The organism is Streptomyces sp. B93 (assembly GCF_018070565.1).
In the GTDB taxonomy this organism is placed as follows: Bacteria; Actinomycetota; Actinomycetes; order Streptomycetales; family Streptomycetaceae; genus Streptomyces.
This window is the reverse complement of sequence record NZ_JAGPXL010000002.1, coordinates 1-17582: the sequence shown is the minus strand read 5'-3', so window position 1 is coordinate 17582 and position 17582 is coordinate 1. Positions and strand designations below refer to the sequence as shown.

Here is a 17582-nt window from a genome sequence, read left to right as displayed (position 1 = left end):
GTGATGTGAATCACGTAACTGGTCCGCAGGCAACGGACTTTCAGTCGAGGTACCGCGCCGAGTTCGCGCTGGGGGAGCACTCGGCGCGGCACCTGCGCCGCGTTCTGCGGCTGTACCTGACGGGCGCGGGCCTGCTCGACGTGGCCGACGCGGCCGAGCTGGCGCTGACGGAGCTGATGGCGAACGTCGTACGCCATGTGCCGGGCCGCCGCTGCCGTATCTGCTTCCTGCTGCTGCCCGCCGCGGTGCGGGTGGAGGTGTCGGACGGCTGTCCGCGGCTGCCGGTCATGGGCGGTGGGGACACGCTCGCCGACAGCGGGCGTGGTCTGCTGCTGGTCGACGCGGTGACCGACCGGTGGGGCGTGACGGTGCGCCCCGCCGGGGACGGCAAGACGGTGTGGTTCGAGTGCCGGGCGAAGTAGGCCGCGCCCGTCACGCCTCCTGCTCGGCGAGGATCACGCCGCTTCCGCGAGCACCGCGTCCGTGAAGCCCGGCCACGCCTCGATCGCCCAGTCCCCGAACGCCCGGTCGGTCAGGGCGACGCACGCCACGCCCGCGTCGGGGTCGATCCACAGGAACGTACCGGACTGTCCGAAGTGTCCGAAGGTGCGCGGGGAGGACGAGGCGCCGGTCCAGTGCGGGGACTTGCCGTCGCGGATCTCGAAGCCGAGCCCCCAGTCGTTGGGGTTCTGGTGGCCGTACCCGGGAAGCACCCCCTTCGTCCCCGGGTACTGCACACTCATCGCCTCGGCGACCGTCCGCGGGTCCAGCAGCCGGGGCTGCTGCACCTCCGCCGCGAACCGCAGCAGGTCCTCCACCGTGGAGACGGCGTCCTTCGCCGGGGAGCCGGAGAGCGTCGTCGACGTCATGCCCAGCGGCTCCAGCACCGCCTGCCGCAGGTACTCCGGGAAGGGGATCTCCGTCGCCTTGGCGACATGGTCGCCGAGCTGCTCGAACCCGGTGTTGGAGTAGAGCCGCCGCTCACCCGGCCCGAACATCACCCGCTCGTCGTCGAAGGCGAGGCCGGAGGTGTGGGCGAGGAGGTGCCGGACCGTCGCCCCCGCGGGACCCGCCGGTTCGTCCAGTTCGATCGCGCCCTCCTCGTACGCCACCAGCACGGCGTACGCCGCCAGCGGCTTGGTGACCGAGGCCAGCGGGAAGCGCTGCCCGACCGGGCCGCTGAGGCCCAGTACCGTGCCGTCGGCCCGTACGACGCCCGCCGCGGCGGTGGGGACCGGCCAGTTCTCGATCAACGCGAGGCTCTTCAGCGACATGCGGCCGAGCCTATGCCACCGATGATTTTCTGCCGCCGTTGCTTGCTTGGAGCGCACTCCAAGGTCATAGCGTGGGAGCCATGACGGTGATGGAGACCACGGCCGCGGCCACCGCCACGGCCACCAGGACCGACAGCTGCGCCGGACCGCCCCGGCGGGACCGGCGGCCGGACGGCCAGGACAGGTACACGATCAGCGAGGTCGCCGCCCTCACCGGCCTCTCGGCCCACACCCTGCGCTGGTACGAGCGCATCGGGCTGATGCCGCACATCGACCGGTCGCACACGGGCCAGCGGCGCTACCGCAACCGCGACCTCGACTGGCTCGACCTCGTCGGCAAGCTCCGGCTGACCGGAATGCCGGTCGCCGACATGGTGCGGTACGCCGAACTCGTGCGCGAGGGCGACCAGACCTACACCGAACGCTTCGAACTCCTCAAGCAGACCCGGCAGGACGTGCTGGCCCGGATCGCCGAACTCCAGGGCACGCTGGCCGTACTGGACCGGAAGATCGATTTCTACGCGGACGCCGGACGCGCTCTGGCATCGGAGAGGTCCTCATGACGATGACGACGGTGAAGCTGGGCACGGACGGCCCCGAGGTGGGCGTCCAGGGCCTCGGCTGCATGGGCATGAGCTTCGCCTACGGCCCCGTGGACGCGGACGCCTCCCGGGCCACCCTGGACCGCGCCCTCGAACTGGGCGTCACCCTCTACGACACCGCGGACGCCTACGGCGCCGGCGAGAACGAACGCTTCCTGTCGCCGTTCTTCAAGGCGCACCGCGACGAGGTCGTCATCGCGACCAAGTTCGCCCTGTCGATCCCGCCGGACGACCCGACCAAGCGGGTCATCCGCAACGACCCGCCCTACATCCGCCAGGCCGTCGAGGCGAGCCTGAAGCGCCTCGACGTCGACGTCATCGACCTCTACTACATGCACCGGCGCGATGTGAACGTGCCGGTCGAGGAGACCGTCGGCACCATGGCGGACCTGGTCCGCGAGGGCAAGGTGAAGCACCTGGGGCTGAGCGAGGTCACCGCCGACGAGCTGCGCGCCGCGCACGCCGTCCATCCGATCGCCGCGGTGCAGTCGGAGTGGTCGCTGTTCAGCCGCGACATCGAGGCGAGGGTCGTCCCGGCCGCCCGGGAACTGGGCGTCGCGCTGGTCCCGTACTCCCCGCTCGGCCGGGGCTTCCTCACCGGGTCCTTCACCAACGCCGACACGGATCTCACGGCCGACGACTTCCGCCGCCAGCAGCCCCGCTTCACCGGCGACAACGCGGCCGCCAACGCCGCCCTGCTGGCCCCGATCCGTGCGATCGCCGAGTCCCGTGACGCCACCCTCGGCCAGATCGCCCTGGCCTGGGTCCAGCAGCAGGCCACGGTCCACGGCCTCCCGGTCGTCCCGATCCCCGGCACCCGCAAGCCGAGCAGGGTGGAGGAGAACGTGACGGCGGCCACCATCACCCTGACGGAAGGGGAACTGGACCAACTAGCCCCGATCGCGGCAAAGGTGGCGGGCAATCGCTACGCGGACATGCGGTTCGTGTCAGCGGGCAGGGAGTAGATCGGCTTAGGGGCGCGGGGAACTGCGCGACCAGCCCCCCACAACCCGCACCCAAGAACGCACCGTACCCGGCAGACGCTAAAGCTCCGCCAACAACTCCGCCTTCTTGGAGGAGAACTCCTCATCCGTCACCAGCCCCGCCTGATACAGCTCCCCCAGGTGACGAATCCGCTCAGCGATGTCCGCGGGGTCCCGGCGCGGCACAGCCGCCGCCGGGACCGCCGTCGCCCGCTCCCGCACCGCGGCCAGCACCGCCGCCGCGAACGGCAGTGACTCGTGCACCGGCCCGTACCCGAGCCCGAACACCACGGCCGCCGGATCCTGGTCGGCCTGCACGGCCGCGGCGCCCCCGTCCCGGGGCAGCAGCCGCAGATGACCGTCGAGGGCGTCCGGCGACCGCCACTCCACCCCGCTCAGCTCGGTGACGGCGAAGCTCTGGTCCCCGGCCTTCCACTTGGCGGTGGAGGCGCCGGTCCAGAACCACCGGAAGTGCACGGTCGTACCGTCGAAGGACGCCTTGCCGTCGTAGGCCTTGAACTGGAGCGGTGCCTCGGGCGGCGCCACGAGGTGGCGCTCGGCGGGGCCGGGGTCGTCGTCCAGGCGGGCCCGCAGCTCGTCGGCGTACCGCTCGGCGAGTGTCTCCCGTTCGGCGGGCAGGACGAGCCGGTAGGGGTCGTAGGACTCCTTCAGCTGGCCCGCCGCCGCCTCGATCAGCGGATCGGCGCCGGGCCGCGGCTCCGCCCGCAGTACGACGGTGCCGCGTCGGCCGGGCGAGAGCGTCACGCCCGCGAGCGCGGCCAGGGGTATGCGGCGCTCCCCGAGCGCGTGGAACAGCCTGGGTGTTCGAATCCCCCGTTCGTAGCGGATGAGCACGGAGTCGGACCCGAACTCCCAGGCGGCATGAAATCCGGCCAGTACGTCACCCATGCGGCTCATCGTATGCGGCATGCGCTCGTTCGTCCCCTCCCCGCACGGACCGCAGTTCTTGCGCCTCTACGCGCGTCCGGCCGGGGCGGTTGCGGACAAACCCGCCCGGCAGTCGTCGGCATCGTCGGCGCAGTGCACCGACGAGTATGCGCCGACCCCGATCTCGGCGAAGTTCCACAGGCTCTCCGTACCGGGCTCGAAGTAGCCCGCGTGGCCGTGCGCGCCGTCCGCCGACAGCACGCGCGCGCCGAACGCGGCGGACACCGGGTCGGCGCCGTGCCCGAGGCCGCCCAGCTCCAGATAGGGCACGTCCTCGATCCAGTCGTCGGCGTCCCGCATCGCCCACACCTCGGCGGAGGTGCGCAGGTGCGACGCCTTGGCGGCCCGCATGCCGGGACTGCCCGCGACCGCTATGTCGGCCACCCGGTCCGGCAGCCGGTGCGCGGCCACCCCGCACACCACCGAGCCGTAGCTGTGGCAGAACAGGGAGACCGGCGCGTCGCCGGGCAGCGCGCGCACCAGCGCGTCCAGCCGTACGGCGCCGTCCTCGGCGCGCATCGCGGTGGCCGCGTCCATGCCGATGCCGCTGGGCGCGGTGTAGTCGGCCCAGGCGATCACGGCCGTACGGGTGCCGGGGCTCGCCGCGCGTTCGGTGCGGTACAGGGCCTCCGCCATGCCGGCGGGGGCGCTGTAGCGGCGCTGGGTGCGCTGGAAGGTGAGCAGGTCGGTGTCGACGCCGGGGACGACGACCGAGACCCGTTCGGCGGTGCGCAGGTCGCCGAAGACCTCGGCGACCCGGCCGGAGCCGTCCGGGCTGAAGGCGAGGATGTTGCGGCCCCGGGTGAGCAGCGATTCCAGGCGGTGCATACGGCGGCCCGCCTCGTGCTGTCCGGCGGGGGTGAGCCGGGGGTCGCGCATGCGTTCCCGCTCGGTCTCGCGGGCCTCGGCGAGCGCGAGCCGGTTGGCCCTGTAGCGCAGGTCGACCGGGGCGCCGTTCATGTTGCCGACGACCAGGGGGTAGCGGTGGGCGAGCCGGGTCCGGTCCGCCTCGGTGAGGGAGGCGAAGAACCGGGCCAGGGCGCCGGGCTCGGACTGGGGGTCGGGCAGTCGGTGGCCGTGCAGCTTGCCGTGCTCCCAGGCCACGAGGGTGGCCTGGAAGGGGGTCGACTCCCGCTGGCCCCGCAGGGCGGTCCAGCCGGAGGTCGCCAGCATCACGAACACCACGGCCAGCGCGAGCAGTGCGCGCCAGACGCCGAGTTGCGGGGAGGTGTCGAAGGAAGTCACTGGGAGGACACACTAGGAGAACGGGACGGTCTCGCGTGAACCAAGTGATGGGGATCACGTTTGAGGTCAGGGGCGGGTCCGTGGCGTCCGGCGGTGCGCATAACCGGCGTTGGGGACACCGGGGTGCCGGCGCGCCGGTCGGCTTCCGGCGTGTTCGGCGGAGTCAGGGATGGGTGCGCCAGTCGCCCGCCAGCGCCGGTCCCACGTGGTCGAGGTACTCCGAGGTCAGCGTGCGGATCGCCGCCACGCTGTGGTCCGCGCCGGTGCTCCACTGCCGTTCGGCGACCCGGATCACCCCGCTGAAGACGGCCACCGCCACCCGGGGCCGCGGGTCGGTGTCCGCGTCGAGGCCCTCCCGCGCGGCGATCACCCGCGCGATCTCCTCCTCGGTCTCCATGGAGCGGCGCAGCCGCGCGGCGAGCAGCACGGGCGTCGACTCGATGACCCGCCACATCCGCAGGTGCAGGGCCACGGGGACGACGGCCTCGATGGCGTCGCTGATGGTGTCCCAGCCCTCCAGGACGGCCCGGCGCAGCGCCTCCATCGGCGGCTCGTGCGGCGGCCGGGCGCGCACGGCGGCGGCGAAGTGGGCCTCCGCCAGTTCCTGGAGGGCGAGGGCGGCGTCCTCCTTGCCCGCGAAGTAGCGGAAGAAGGTGCGCTGTGAGACGTCGACGGCCTCGGCGATCTCGTCGACGGTGGTCTGCTCGTACCCCCGTTCGGTGAAGAGTTCCAGCGCGGCGCGGACCAGCGCGTCCCGGGTGCGCTGTTTCTTGCGCTCGCGCAGTCCGGGCGGGGTGGTTCCGGTTCCGGTGTTCAAGGAACGGCTTCTCCTCGTTCGGGGGCGTTCGGCGTTCGACGTTCGGGGGTGGGGCAAGTGTCGTGACAGTTACCGACTTGTGAATCCGTTTGTCAATTGTCAGTGGCTGTCATTAGCCTCGAACGCATGACTAGTCAGACCACCATCGACACGGCGGGGTCGGGGGACAAGGCACCGGTGACCCCGTCGGACGCGACACCCGGCAAGGGGCTGCGCGGCCACCCTTGGTTCACCCTCATAACCGTCGCCGTAGGGGTCATGATGGTGGCCCTCGACGGCACCATCGTGGCCATCGCCAACCCGGCCATCCAGAAGGACCTGAACGCCAGCTTCGCCGACGTCCAGTGGATCACCAACGGCTACTTCCTCGCCCTGGCGGTCTGTCTGATCACCGCAGGCAAGCTCGGTGACCGCTTCGGGCACCGCCAGACCTTCCTCATCGGCGTCGTCGGCTTCGCCGCCGCCTCCGGTGCCATCGGCCTGTCCGGCAGCATCGCGCTGGTCATCACCTTCCGGGTGCTCCAGGGCCTCTTCGGCGCGCTGCTGATGCCCGCCGCGCTGGGCCTGCTGCGGGCCACCTTCCCGGCCGAGAAGCTGAACATGGCCATCGGCATCTGGGGCATGGTCATCGGCGCCTCCACCGCGGGCGGCCCGATCCTCGGCGGTGTCCTCGTCGAGCACGTCAACTGGCAGTCCGTCTTCTTCATCAACGTCCCGGTCGGCGTCCTCGCCGTCGCGCTCGGCGCCTGGATCCTGCTGGACCACCGCGCCGAGAAGGCTCCCCGCTCCTTCGACATCCCCGGCATCGTGCTGCTGTCCGTGGCGATGTTCTGTCTGGTCTGGGCGCTCATCAAGGCCCCCGAGTGGGGCTGGGGCGACGGGAAGACCTGGACGTTCCTCTTCGCCTCCGCCGCGCTGTTCCTGGGCTTCGGGCTCTGGGAGAAGCGGGTGAAGGAACCGCTCATCCCGCTCACGCTGTTCCGCTCGGTGTCGCTGTCGGCCGGTGTGGTGCTGATGGTGCTGATGGCCATCGCCTTCATGGGCGGCCTGTTCTTCGTCACCTTCTACCTCCAGAACGTCCACGGGCTGAGCCCCGTCGACGCCGGTCTGCACCTGCTGCCGCTCACCGGCATGATGATCGTCGGCTCGCCGCTCGCCGGGGCCGCGATCACCAAGGTGGGCCCGCGCATCCCGCTGGTCGCGGGCATGGCCTTCACCGCGCTCGCCATGTACGGCATCTCCACCCTCCGGACCGACACCGGCAGCGCTCTGATGTCCCTCTGGTTCGCCCTGCTGGGCCTCGGCCTCGCGCCCGTCATGGTCGGCGCCACCGAGGTCATCGTCGGCAACGCGCCGATGGAGCTGTCCGGTGTCGCCGGTGGTCTCCAGCAGTCCGCCATGCAGATCGGCGGCAGCCTCGGTACGGCGGTGCTGGGCGCCGTGATGGCCTCCAAGGTCGACAACGACCTGCCCGGCAACTGGGCGGACGCGGGGCTTCCGCCGCTCACCCCGGAGCAGGCGGACCAGGCCTCGGAGGCGGTCCAGGTCGGTGTGGCACCGGTGACGCCGGAGACGCCGGAGCAGGTCGCCGCCCAGATCACCGATGTCGCCCACGACACCTTCATCTCCGGTATGAGCCTGGCCTCCCTCACGGCCGCCGGGGTCGCGGTGGTGGCGGTGCTGGTGGCGTTCCTGGCCAAGCGCGGGGAGAACGCGGAGGCGGGATCGGGAGCGGTGCACATCTGACATCTGCTCAGCGAAGGCGTCGCGGACCCGAATTTCCCCTATCAGGGTGACAACGCTAAAGATTCCTCCCGCCCCGAACGGGACACACGTCACAGTGGGTCAAGCCCTCCGGTACGGCACGTTCCTGAGGCAAGTTCACCGGGACGGCGCGTACGGGGGCGGAGGGCGACCGGTGCTGCGGCGCGCTGCCGGAGGGGGGTGGCGCGCCGACAGACCGGCCGGGTCGGGGGATTGACGTCCCGAGTCGGGGTACTCGCGTGGCGAAGGCCGAACACACCCACCAACTCCGGGAGTTGATGATGGCGGGCTTCGGACAGAGCACGCGCAGGCACCCCCGCTCACGTGGCCGGACGTGGTCACGGACCGGGCCGGATCGCGCGACGCTCGGAATCATCGGCGCCATCTGCGCGATCGCCGGTTTCTTCGTGCTGGGGCTCATCCTCGGCCCGGTGGCGATCGCCTGCGGCTGGCTGGCCATGGGCCGCACCTGGACAGGCTCCCGCCATGTCCCGGCCCTGATAGCAGTAACCCTGGGCGCCTTGGACACCCTCCTGGCCCTGATCTGGCTGGCCAGCTAGCCAGCCCAGCTGCGGCCAGCCTCCGCGTAGCTGCGGGCAATCGTGCCGCTGGGGCGATGGGGGTCCCCCCTGCTCGAGCGAAGCCGAGAGCTTGGGGGAGGGTGGGCGCAGCGGCACCCGGCAAGCGCCGGGCCGCGCGTCCCACCCCCGCCCAGCCCAACGCCGGGCAACACCTCAGCGGGGGTCCAGCTCAGCCGACCTCTCCTGCACCGAGCCGGAGGCCAGCGCAGCTACCTCCGCCCGCAACGCCCGCACCTCCTCCGTCAACGCGAAGATCGCCTCCGTCTGCCGCCGCTCCTCCTCGTCGTCCATCTCGAACCGGGCGATGAACCACGCCGCGATGTTCGCCGTCACCACACCCAACAACGCGATCCCCGACAGCATCAGCCCGATCGCCAGCACCCGCCCCAGCCCCGTGGTCGGCGCCATGTCCCCGTACCCCACGGTGGTCATCGTCGTGAACGCCCACCAGACCGCGTCCCCCAGCGTGTGGATGGACGCCCCGGGCTTCCCCCGCTCCACCTCCAGCACCGCCAGCGCCCCGAAGACCAGCAGCCCCAGACACGACCCCGCCACATACGTCGTCACCCGCACCTGCGACGCCAGCCGCGCCCGCTGCCCCGCGAGCAGCAGCAGCGACACCAGCTTCAGCAGCCGCAGCGGCTGGAGCAGCGGCAGTACGACCGCCAGCAGGGCCAGCGGATTGCCCCGTACGAACCGCATCCGGTCCTCGGTGAGCCACAGCCGGACGATGTAGTCCAGAGCGAAGGCGGCCCACACCGTCCAGTTGGCGATGTGACAGGCGGTGAGCAGCCCCTGGGAGGCGTCCGGCTGCACGATCGGGTAGGCGTAGGCGACGGCGAAGACGACGGCCAGGGCGAGCAGCGGACCCTGCGTGCGTCGTTCCCAGCGGTCCCGGGCGGTGGCTTCGGATGCGGACATGCGAGCCATCGTAGGAAAGCCGGGGCGGCGGCAGGGTGGGCAATCCCACACCCGCCGCCGCCCCGGCCGGCCGCGGTACCGCCTAGGGCCTGTCCGGCGGATCAGGTCGCAGGAAACCTGCGGCCACTCGTCAGCACAGGTGAGTGGGGTCTGGCGCGTCCAGCTGCAAGGCGGAGGAGGGCGTCGACGCGATGGGGGTGCCCCCGCGCGAGCGCAGCCGAGCGTGGGGAGTCGGCAACCGACGACGACGCCGCGGATGGGCGTGCCAGACCCCACGTCTGCGACATGATCCGCCGGACAGGCCCTAAGGCCTACGCGTCCCCGCCCGCCGTCCCCGGGTCCGCCGCCGCGACATCGAGCAGCTGGTAGCGGTCGATCGCCTGCTTCAGCGCCGACCGGTCCACCTTGCCCTCCCGCGCCAGCTCCGCCAGCACGCCCACCACGATCGACTCGGCGTCGATGTGGAAGAAGCGCCGCGCCGCGCCCCGGGTGTCGGCGAAGCCGAAGCCGTCCGCGCCCAGCGACTGGTACGTCCCCGGCACCCAGCGCGCGATCTGGTCGGGCACCGAGCGCATCCAGTCGGACACCGCGAGGAACGGCCCCTCGCTCGCGCCGAGCTTCCGGGTGACGTACGGCACCCGCTGCTCCTCCTCGGGGTGCAGCAGGTTGTGCCGCTCGCACTCCACGGCCTCGCGCCGCAGCTCGTTCCAGGAGGTCGCGGACCAGACCCCGGCCTGGACGTTCCACTGCTCGGCGAGGATTCGCTGCGCCTCCAGGGCCCACGGCACCGCGACACCGGAGGCGATGATCTGGGCGGGGATGGTCCCGGACGTGCCCTCGCTGACGCGGTGGACGCCCTTGAGGATGCCCTCGACGTCGACGTTCTCCGGCTCGGCGGGGTGCTGGATCGGCTCGTTGTAGACGGTGAGGTAGTAGAAGACGTCCTCGCCGTGCGGGTGCTCCTCGCCGCCGCCGTACATCCGGCGCAGCCCGTCCTGGACGATGTGCGCGATCTCGTACCCGTAGGCCGGGTCGTAGGCGACGCACGCCGGGTTGGTGGAGGCCAGCAGCTGGGAGTGGCCGTCCGCGTGCTGCAAGCCCTCACCGGTCAGGGTCGTGCGGCCCGCGGTCGCGCCCAGGACGAATCCGCGCGCCAGCTGGTCGGACATCTGCCAGAACTGGTCGCCGGTGCGCTGGAAACCGAACATCGAGTAGAAGACGTACACCGGGATCAGCGGTTCGCCGTGCGTGGCGTACGCCGAGCCCGCCGCGATCAGCGACGCCGTGCAGCCCGCCTCGGAGATGCCGTCGTGCAGCATCTGACCGGTCGGGGACTCCTTGTAGGCGAGCAGCAGCTCCCGGTCGACCGACTCGTACTGCTGACCCAGCGGGTTGTAGATCTTCGCGCTCGGGAAGAAGGAGTCCATGCCGAACGTGCGGTACTCGTCCGGCGCGATCAGCACGAACCGCCTGCCGAGCTCCTTGTCCCGCATGAGGTCCTTCAGCAGCCGTACGAACGCCATGGTGGTGGCGATCTGCTGCTGGCCCGTGCCCTTCTTGACGGTCGCGTACGTCTTGTCCCCGGGCAGCGGCAGCGGCTTGGACCGCACCACCCGCGTGGGCACGTAACCGCCGAGACCCTTGCGGCGGTCGTGCATGTACTGGATCTCCTCCGAGTCCCGGCCCGGGTGGTAGTACGGCGGCGCGCCGGACTCCAGGTCCTTGTCGGAGATCGGCAGGTGCAGGCGGTCCCGGAAGCGCTTGAGGTCGTCGACCGTGAGCTTCTTCATCTGGTGCGTGGCGTTGCGGCCCTCGAAGTTCGGGCCAAGGGTCCAGCCCTTGATCGTCTTGGCCAGGATCACCGTCGGCTGGCCCTGGTGCTCCACGGCCGCCTTGAACGCCGCGTACACCTTGCGGTGGTCGTGACCGCCGCGCCCCAGGTGCAGGATCTGCTCGTCGGTCATGTTCTCGACCATCGCGCGCAGCCGGTGGTCGTCGCCGAAGAAGTGCTCGCGGATGTAGGCGCCGGACTCGGTGGCGTACGTCTGGAACTGGCCGTCCGGCGTCGTGTTCATCCTGTTGACCAGGGTGCCGTCGCGGTCCTGGGCGAGCAGCGGGTCCCAGGTGCGGTCCCAGATCAGCTTGATGACGTTCCAGCCCGCGCCCCGGAAGACCGACTCCAGCTCCTGGATGACCTTGCCGTTGCCGCGCACCGGCCCGTCCAGGCGCTGGAGGTTGCAGTTGACGACGAAGGTGAGGTTGTCCAGGCCCTCCCGCGCGGCGATGGTCAGCTGGCCCAGCGACTCCGGCTCGTCCATCTCGCCGTCGCCGAGGAACGCCCACACGTGCGACCGGGAGGTGTCGGCGATCCCGCGCGCGTGCATGTAGCGGTTCATCCGCGCCTGGTAGATCGCGCCGATCGGGCCGAGGCCCATCGACACCGTCGGGAACTCCCAGAAGTCCGGCATCAGCCGCGGGTGCGGGTACGAGGAGAGGCCGTACGGCGCCTTCGACTTCTCCTGGCGGAACCCGTCCAGGTGCTGTTCGCTCAGCCGGTCCAGCAGGTACGCGCGCGCGTAGATGCCCGGTGAGGCGTGCCCCTGGAAGAAGACCTGGTCGCCGCCGTCGCCCTCGTCCTTGCCCCGGAAGAAGTGGTTGAAGCCCACGTCGTAGAGGGAGGCGGAGGACGCGAACGTGGCGATGTGGCCGCCGACGCCGATGCCGGGCCGCTGGGCGCGCGAGACCATCACGGCGGCGTTCCAGCGGGTGGCGTTGAGGATCCGGCGCTCGATCTCCTCGTTGCCGGGGAAGAACGGCTCGTCCTTGGTGGCGATGGTGTTGACGTAGTCCGTGCTGCGCATCTCGGGCACGGCGACGCGCTTCTCGCGGGCCCGCTCGATCAGCCGCAGCATCAGGTAGCGGGCACGCTCGCGGCCCCGCTCGTCGATGGCGGCGTCGAGGGAGTCGAGCCACTCCTGGGTTTCCTCGGGATCGAAGTCAGGAACCTGACTCGGCAGACCGCCAATGATGATCGGGTTGCGATCGGATCCGGAAGCCACGCTGGTCCTTACCTGTCAGAGGGTTGTCCATATGTCTGCGCCGTCCCCCATCGTCCACCTCGGCGCGCCAAACGTCATCTTTACCCCCAGGTAACGGGGGCCGCCGTCAGCTCTCGGCGCAAAGGCATTCGAAACTCGTACCCAAAGATGGTTCCCAAATGCGCAAACAGGGCACAACGGTGTGGTGTGCGTCACCGATGGCCGGGATAGCGTGGCTGGAGTTGCGGCGACACGGCCGGGATCGTCACCGTTTCGGCGGTCCCAACCGCCGGGTACTTGCGCGATCCGTCCCGCCCGTGTGGACTACGGCCAATGCTTCGCGCACGCGCGTGGCTGAGACCTACCCAAAAACATGATCAGGAGGCAACCCGTGAGCGCGACCGCGGACCACGCGGAGGAGCGGACGAACCCTGCCGCCAGGCTGGGGTTCCAGCCCGGGCAGGTGGTCCAGGAGATCGGCTACGACGACGACGTCGACCAGGAGCTTCGCGAGGCCGTCGAGGAAGCCATCGGCAGCGACCTGGTGGACGAGGAGTACGACGACGTGGCCGACGCCGTTGTGCTGTGGTTCCGCGACGACGACGGCGACCTGACGGATGCGCTGGTGGATGCCACCACGTACATCGAGGAGGGCGGCGCCATCCTGCTCCTGACGCCGAAGACCGGCCGTTCGGGATACGTGGAGCCGAGCGACATCTCGGAGGCCGCCACGACGGCGGGCCTGACGGCGTCCAAGAGCGTCAGCGTGGGCAAGGACTGGAGCGGCAGCCGCCTGGCCACGCCCAAGGCGGCCAAGTCCAAGCGGTGACCGTCCGCTGACCGCACGGCGGACCGGCCCACGGACAGTCCGTAGGCGCCGGTCCGCCGCCCGGGCCCGTCCGCCGGGCCCCGGTGAGCGCTGCGTAGGGTGGGACCCCGACCCATCCGAACGGCTCACCGAAGGGAACCCGCATGGCCCTCCAGGTCGGCGAGAAGGCCCCCGACTTCGAACTGAAGGACAACCACGGCCGCACCGTCCGGCTCTCCGACTTCCGTGGCGCGAAGAACGTGGTGGTGCTCTTCTACCCCTTCGCCTTCACCGGAGTGTGCACCGGAGAGCTGTGCGAGGTGCGCGACAACCTGCCGAGGTTCACCGACCGCGACACCCAGGTGCTCGCCGTCTCCAACGACTCCATCCACACCCTGCGCGTCTTCGCCGAGCAGGAGGGCCTGGAGTACCCCCTGCTGAGCGACTTCTGGCCGCACGGGGAGACCTCGCGCGCGTACGGCGTCTTCGACGAGGCCAAGGGCTGCGCGGTGCGCGGCACCTTCGTGATCGACAAGGAGGGCGTGGTGCGCTGGACCGTCGTCAACGCCCTGCCGGACGCCCGTGACCTGAACGAGTACGTCACGGCGCTCGACACCCTGTGATTGTTCGGTCGCAAGGCCTGCGTGCGGCGGGAACCCGTCACTAGGATCGAGTCGTTTGATCCGATAGCAACGCACGACGGGGCTTCCCGCCCCTGGACCTAAGTGGAGGACTCGTGGGAGTCAGCCTGAGCAAGGGCGGCAACGTATCGCTGACCAAGGAGGCCCCGGGCCTGACCGCGGTCATCGTCGGTCTCGGGTGGGACGTGCGCACCACGACCGGCACCGACTTCGACCTCGACGCCAGCGCGCTGCTGCTCAACAGCGCCGGCAAGGTCGCGAGCGACCAGCACTTCATCTTCTTCAACAACCTCAAGAGCCCGGACGGCTCGGTCGAGCACACCGGTGACAACATCACCGGCGAGGGCGAGGGCGACGACGAGCAGATCAAGATCAACCTCGCCACCGTCCCGGCCGACGTGGAGAAGATCGTCTTCCCGGTCTCGATCTACGACGCCGAGAACCGCCAGCAGTCCTTCGGCCAGGTGCGCAACGCGTTCATCCGCGTCGTGAACCAGGCCGGTGAGGCGGAGATCGCGCGTTACGACCTCAGTGAGGACGCGTCCACCGAGACCGCGATGGTCTTCGGTGAGCTGTACCGGCACGGCGCGGAGTGGAAGTTCCGCGCCATCGGCCAGGGTTACGCCTCCGGCCTGCGCGGCATCGCGCAGGACTTCGGCGTCAACGTCTGAGTCGCGCACCAGTCCCACCGCTTCACCGTCCGGCGCCGCACCGAGAGCGTGCGGCGCCGGACGCGCAGGACAACCAAAGAGGCACGACCAGGGGAGGACCAGCATCATGGGCGTCACGCTCGCCAAGGGAGGCAACGTCTCCCTGTCCAAGGCCGCGCCGAACCTCACTCAGGTGATGATCGGACTCGGCTGGGACGCGCGCTCCACCACCGGAGCCCCCTTCGACCTCGACGCCAGCGCGCTGGTACTCAACAGCGGGCGGGTGCTCGGCGACGAGTGGTTCATCTTCTACAACCAGCTCAAGAGCCCGGACGGATCGGTGGAGCACACCGGGGACAACCTCACCGGTGAGGGCGAGGGGGACGACGAGTCGATCCTGATCGACCTGTCCAAGGTGCCCGCCCACTGCGACAAGATCGTTTTTCCCGTCTCGATCCATATGGCCGATGAGCGCGGCCAGACGTTCGGGCAGGTCAGCAACGCGTTCATCCGCGTCGTCAACCAGGCCGACGGTCAGGAACTGGCTCGCTACGACCTGAGCGAGGACGCCTCCACCGAAACCGCGATGATCTTCGGCGAGGTCTATCGCTACCAGGGCGAATGGAAGTTCCGGGCGGTGGGACAGGGGTACGCGTCCGGACTGCGCGGTATCGCTCTAGACTTCGGGGTCAATGTTTCGTAAAGCCGGGTGCGGCGCGGGGGAGACCCGTACACCCCGAACACAAGGGATTGGGTAGCCAGTGGTTCTGAAAACCTTCGGCTGGTCGTTCGCGGTCACCGCGCTCGGTCTGGTCGCAGCACTCCTCTTCGGGGGGTGGACCGCCTTCGGCATCGTGGCGATCCTCTCGATCCTCGAGATCTCGCTGTCCTTCGACAACGCGGTGGTCAACGCCGGAATCCTGAAGAAGATGAACGCCTTCTGGCAGAAGATCTTCCTCACGATCGGCATCCTCATCGCCGTCTTCGGCATGCGGCTGGTCTTCCCCGTCGTCATCGTCGCGGTGAGCGCGTCGATGGGGCCGATCGAGGCGGTCGACCTCGCCCTGACGGACAAGGACCGCTACCAGGAACTGGTCACGGACGCGCACCCGTCGATCGCCGCGTTCGGTGGCATGTTCCTGTTGATGATCTTCCTGGACTTCATCTTCGAGGACCGGGACATCAAGTGGCTGCACTGGATCGAGCGGCCACTGGCCAAGCTCGGCAAGGTCGACATGCTGTCGGTCTGCATCGCGCTGGTCGTCCTGCTGATCTCCTCGCTGACCTTCGCCGCCAACGCCCACCAGCACGGCGGTACGCATGTGGACAAGGCGGAGACGGTGCTGCTGTCCGGCATCGCCGGTCTGATCACCTACATGATCGTGGGCGGGCTCTCCGGCTACTTCGAGGACAAGCTGGAGGAAGAGGAGGAGCGCGAGCACGAGGAGGAGGAGCAGGCGAAGCGTGCGGGCAAGCAGAAGCCCGCGATACTGCTCGCCGGCAAGGCCGCGTTCTTCATGTTCCTGTATCTGGAGGTCCTGGACGCGTCGTTCTCGTTCGACGGGGTCATCGGGGCGTTCGCCATCACCAACGACATCGTGCTGATGGCGCTGGGTCTTGGTATCGGGGCGATGTACGTGCGGTCGCTGACCGTGTACCTCGTGCGGCAGGGGACGCTGGACGACTACGTGTACCTGGAGCACGGCGCGCACTACGCGATCGGTGCGCTGGCGATGATCCTGCTGGTGACGATCCAGTACGAGATCCACGAGGTCATCACCGGTCTGGTGGGTGTCGTGCTGATCGCGGCGTCCTTCTGGTCCTCCGTGCGGCGCAACCGTGCGCTGGCGGCGGCGGAGGGGCCGGCCGGGTCGTCCGACGAGAAGGCCGAGGTCTCTTCCGGGGTGTGACGTTCCTGCGGGTGTGGGAACGCTTCTGGGCGGGGCGGCGTTGAGGACGGGTCCTCTTGGCCGCCCCGTTGTTTTGTCGGGTCTGTCTTTTCGGTGTGGGGTGGGGCGGGCGATGGGGCTGTTGGACGGGTTGCTGTGGCGGGGGCGGGCGGCGCAGTTCGACTCGGGGAGTGCGTCGAGCAACGCGATCGAACTGACGAAGCGGCACGGGCAGGTGTCGCTGACCAAGCAGGACGCGGCGACGGGGCATCTGCGGGTCAATCTGAACTGGCGGATGCGGACGTCGGACTTCGGGGGGCCGCAGCGGGAGAGTCTGCTGCGGCATCCGTTCAGGGCGCTGAAGCCGCCGGAGGTGGTGGCGCACAGCCAGTCGATGGTGAACGTGGACCTGGACCTGGGGTGTCTGTACGAGCTTCAGGACGGGTCGAAGGGGGTTGTGCAGCCGCTGGGGGGCTACCTCGGGGACGTGAACGCGCCGCCGTACGTGAAGCTGAGCGGGGACGATCGGTTCGGGTCGGCGTCCGGGGAGACGATCTACGTCAATCTGGACCATCGGGATGCGATCAAGCGGTTGCTGGTGTTCGCGTACATCTACGACCAGACGCCGGCGTTCGATCGTACGCAGGCGGTGGTGACGCTGTATCCGAGCAACGGGCCGCGGATCGAGATCCATCTGGACGAGCGGCAGCCGCAGGCGCGGTCGTGTGCGGTGGTGATGATCGAGAACGTGAAGGGGGAGATCCTGGTCCGGCGCGAGGTGAGGTTCGTGTACGGGTTCCAGGGGGAGCTGGATCGGTTGTACGGGTGGGGGTTGCAGTGGGGGCGGGGGTACAAGACGAAGGCGCAGCGGTGAGGTGGCGGCGGATGCCTGCGGCGGCCTGTTTCTGTCCGGTGGGTGGCGGGCGTAGCGCTGTCCGCCGGGGGGTGGGTCGGGGCCGCGCCGGGGGGTGTCCGTCCTCGGAACCGCGCGATCTGCCAACTGGATAGGCGCCGGGGCTTTCCGCGCGAACCACTGCGGGCGGACACCCCCCGACACGTCCCCTTCCGTGGTACGGCGACTGCGGGCCGCCAGTGGCTGAGCCAGCGAGCAGCCCGCGCCACTGCTGACGGGCCCCAGCCTGCAGTGGACCTGCCCCCACCTGGCTGCGGCTACGGGGCCGCATCTGCCCCAGCTGCGAGCAGCCGTGCCGCTGGGGCGGCGCCCGCATAGCCGCGGGCAGTCGTGCCGCAGGGCGGCACGGGTGGGCGCGGCGGCACCCCCGTAGCGCCGGGTTGCGCGACCCGGCTGTGGTCAGCACCGACGCCGGGCGCCCTGTTGAGATGGTGGTCGTGGCCAACCCTCAGTGGCGGCAAAGGGTCAGCGGCCGATGAACTGCGGTCCCTGTGGGGGGAGTCGGAAG

Annotated in this window: 17 protein-coding genes; 11 read left to right on the top strand and 6 right to left on the bottom strand. The window is 70.0% G+C overall.

Annotation, left to right across the window (positions count from 1 at the left end):
• Positions 1-5 precede the first annotated feature (5 nt).
• Positions 6-422, top strand: a complete 417-nt coding sequence (locus tag KBY47_RS02410; RefSeq protein ID WP_308405012.1) for an ATP-binding protein — start codon at positions 6-8, stop codon at positions 420-422.
• Positions 423-455: 33 nt separating this feature from the next.
• On the opposite strand, the gene KBY47_RS02405 is transcribed toward KBY47_RS02410, so the two are convergent.
• Positions 456-1274, bottom strand: coding sequence for a serine hydrolase (locus KBY47_RS02405; protein WP_210919177.1), 819 nt, complete (start codon positions 1272-1274; stop codon positions 456-458).
• Positions 1275-1354: 80 nt separating this feature from the next.
• Between KBY47_RS02405 and KBY47_RS02400 the strand changes: the two genes are divergently transcribed.
• Positions 1355-1837 (top strand): MerR family transcriptional regulator, encoded by a 483-nt coding sequence (locus tag KBY47_RS02400; RefSeq protein WP_210919176.1) that lies wholly within the window; start codon positions 1355-1357, stop codon positions 1835-1837.
• On the top strand, positions 1834-2841 hold the full coding sequence (locus tag KBY47_RS02395) for an aldo/keto reductase (RefSeq protein ID WP_210919175.1): 1008 nt from the start codon (positions 1834-1836) through the stop codon (positions 2839-2841). The genes KBY47_RS02400 and KBY47_RS02395 overlap by 4 nt, the downstream gene beginning before the upstream one ends.
• Positions 2842-2919: 78 nt before the next feature.
• On the opposite strand, the gene KBY47_RS02390 is transcribed toward KBY47_RS02395, so the two are convergent.
• From KBY47_RS02390 to KBY47_RS02380, 3 genes are all read right to left on the bottom strand, one after another.
• Positions 2920-3777, bottom strand: coding sequence for a DUF4429 domain-containing protein (locus KBY47_RS02390; protein WP_247694148.1), 858 nt, complete (start codon positions 3775-3777; stop codon positions 2920-2922).
• A gap of 57 nt (positions 3778-3834) precedes the next feature.
• The gene (locus tag KBY47_RS02385) at positions 3835-5052 is read right to left on the bottom strand and encodes an alpha/beta hydrolase (protein WP_210919173.1); all 1218 of its coding nucleotides are present in this window, start codon (positions 5050-5052) and stop codon (positions 3835-3837) included.
• A gap of 163 nt (positions 5053-5215) precedes the next feature.
• Positions 5216-5869 carry a TetR family transcriptional regulator gene (locus KBY47_RS02380; protein WP_210919172.1) on the bottom strand — a complete coding sequence of 218 codons (654 nt, stop codon included), beginning with the start codon at positions 5867-5869 and terminating at the stop codon, positions 5216-5218.
• 126 nt (positions 5870-5995) lie between these two features.
• Here KBY47_RS02380 and KBY47_RS02375 point away from each other — a divergent pair, with 126 nt between their 5' ends.
• Entirely contained in the window at positions 5996-7615 is a 1620-nt protein-coding gene (locus tag KBY47_RS02375) for an MFS transporter (RefSeq protein ID WP_210919171.1), read from the top strand.
• Between the two features lie 296 nt (positions 7616-7911).
• Positions 7912-8193, top strand: a complete 282-nt coding sequence (locus KBY47_RS02370) for a small hydrophobic protein (protein ID WP_210919404.1) — start codon at positions 7912-7914, stop codon at positions 8191-8193.
• Between the two features lie 174 nt (positions 8194-8367).
• On the opposite strand, the gene KBY47_RS02365 is transcribed toward KBY47_RS02370, so the two are convergent.
• Both KBY47_RS02365 and aceE read right to left on the bottom strand, forming a co-directional pair.
• Positions 8368-9144, bottom strand: a complete 777-nt coding sequence (locus KBY47_RS02365) for a potassium channel family protein (RefSeq protein WP_210919170.1) — start codon at positions 9142-9144, stop codon at positions 8368-8370.
• Between the two features lie 302 nt (positions 9145-9446).
• Positions 9447-12194, bottom strand: coding sequence for a pyruvate dehydrogenase (acetyl-transferring), homodimeric type (gene aceE / locus KBY47_RS02360; protein WP_210919169.1), 2748 nt, complete (start codon positions 12192-12194; stop codon positions 9447-9449).
• A 370-nt stretch (positions 12195-12564) separates the two neighbouring features.
• On the opposite strand from aceE, the gene KBY47_RS02355 reads away from it, so the two are divergent.
• The 6 genes from KBY47_RS02355 to KBY47_RS02330 all read left to right on the top strand — a co-directional run bounded on the left by KBY47_RS02355 (position 12565) and on the right by KBY47_RS02330 (position 17035).
• Positions 12565-13002, top strand: coding sequence for a DUF3052 domain-containing protein (locus KBY47_RS02355; RefSeq protein ID WP_210919168.1), 438 nt, complete (start codon positions 12565-12567; stop codon positions 13000-13002).
• A 143-nt stretch (positions 13003-13145) separates the two neighbouring features.
• Positions 13146-13604, top strand: coding sequence for a peroxiredoxin (locus KBY47_RS02350; protein WP_210919167.1), 459 nt, complete (start codon positions 13146-13148; stop codon positions 13602-13604).
• Positions 13605-13717: 113 nt separating this feature from the next.
• Entirely contained in the window at positions 13718-14293 is a 576-nt protein-coding gene (locus tag KBY47_RS02345; RefSeq protein WP_210919166.1) for a calcium homeostasis/redox stress adaptation protein, read from the top strand.
• 106 nt (positions 14294-14399) lie between these two features.
• Positions 14400-14975 carry a TerD family protein gene (locus KBY47_RS02340; RefSeq protein ID WP_210919165.1) on the top strand — a complete coding sequence of 192 codons (576 nt, stop codon included), beginning with the start codon at positions 14400-14402 and terminating at the stop codon, positions 14973-14975.
• A 58-nt stretch (positions 14976-15033) separates the two neighbouring features.
• Positions 15034-16182, top strand: coding sequence for a DUF475 domain-containing protein (locus KBY47_RS02335; protein WP_210919164.1), 1149 nt, complete (start codon positions 15034-15036; stop codon positions 16180-16182).
• 112 nt (positions 16183-16294) lie between these two features.
• Positions 16295-17035, top strand: a complete 741-nt coding sequence (locus KBY47_RS02330) for a Tellurium resistance (protein ID WP_210919163.1) — start codon at positions 16295-16297, stop codon at positions 17033-17035.
• Positions 17036-17582 lie beyond the last annotated feature (547 nt).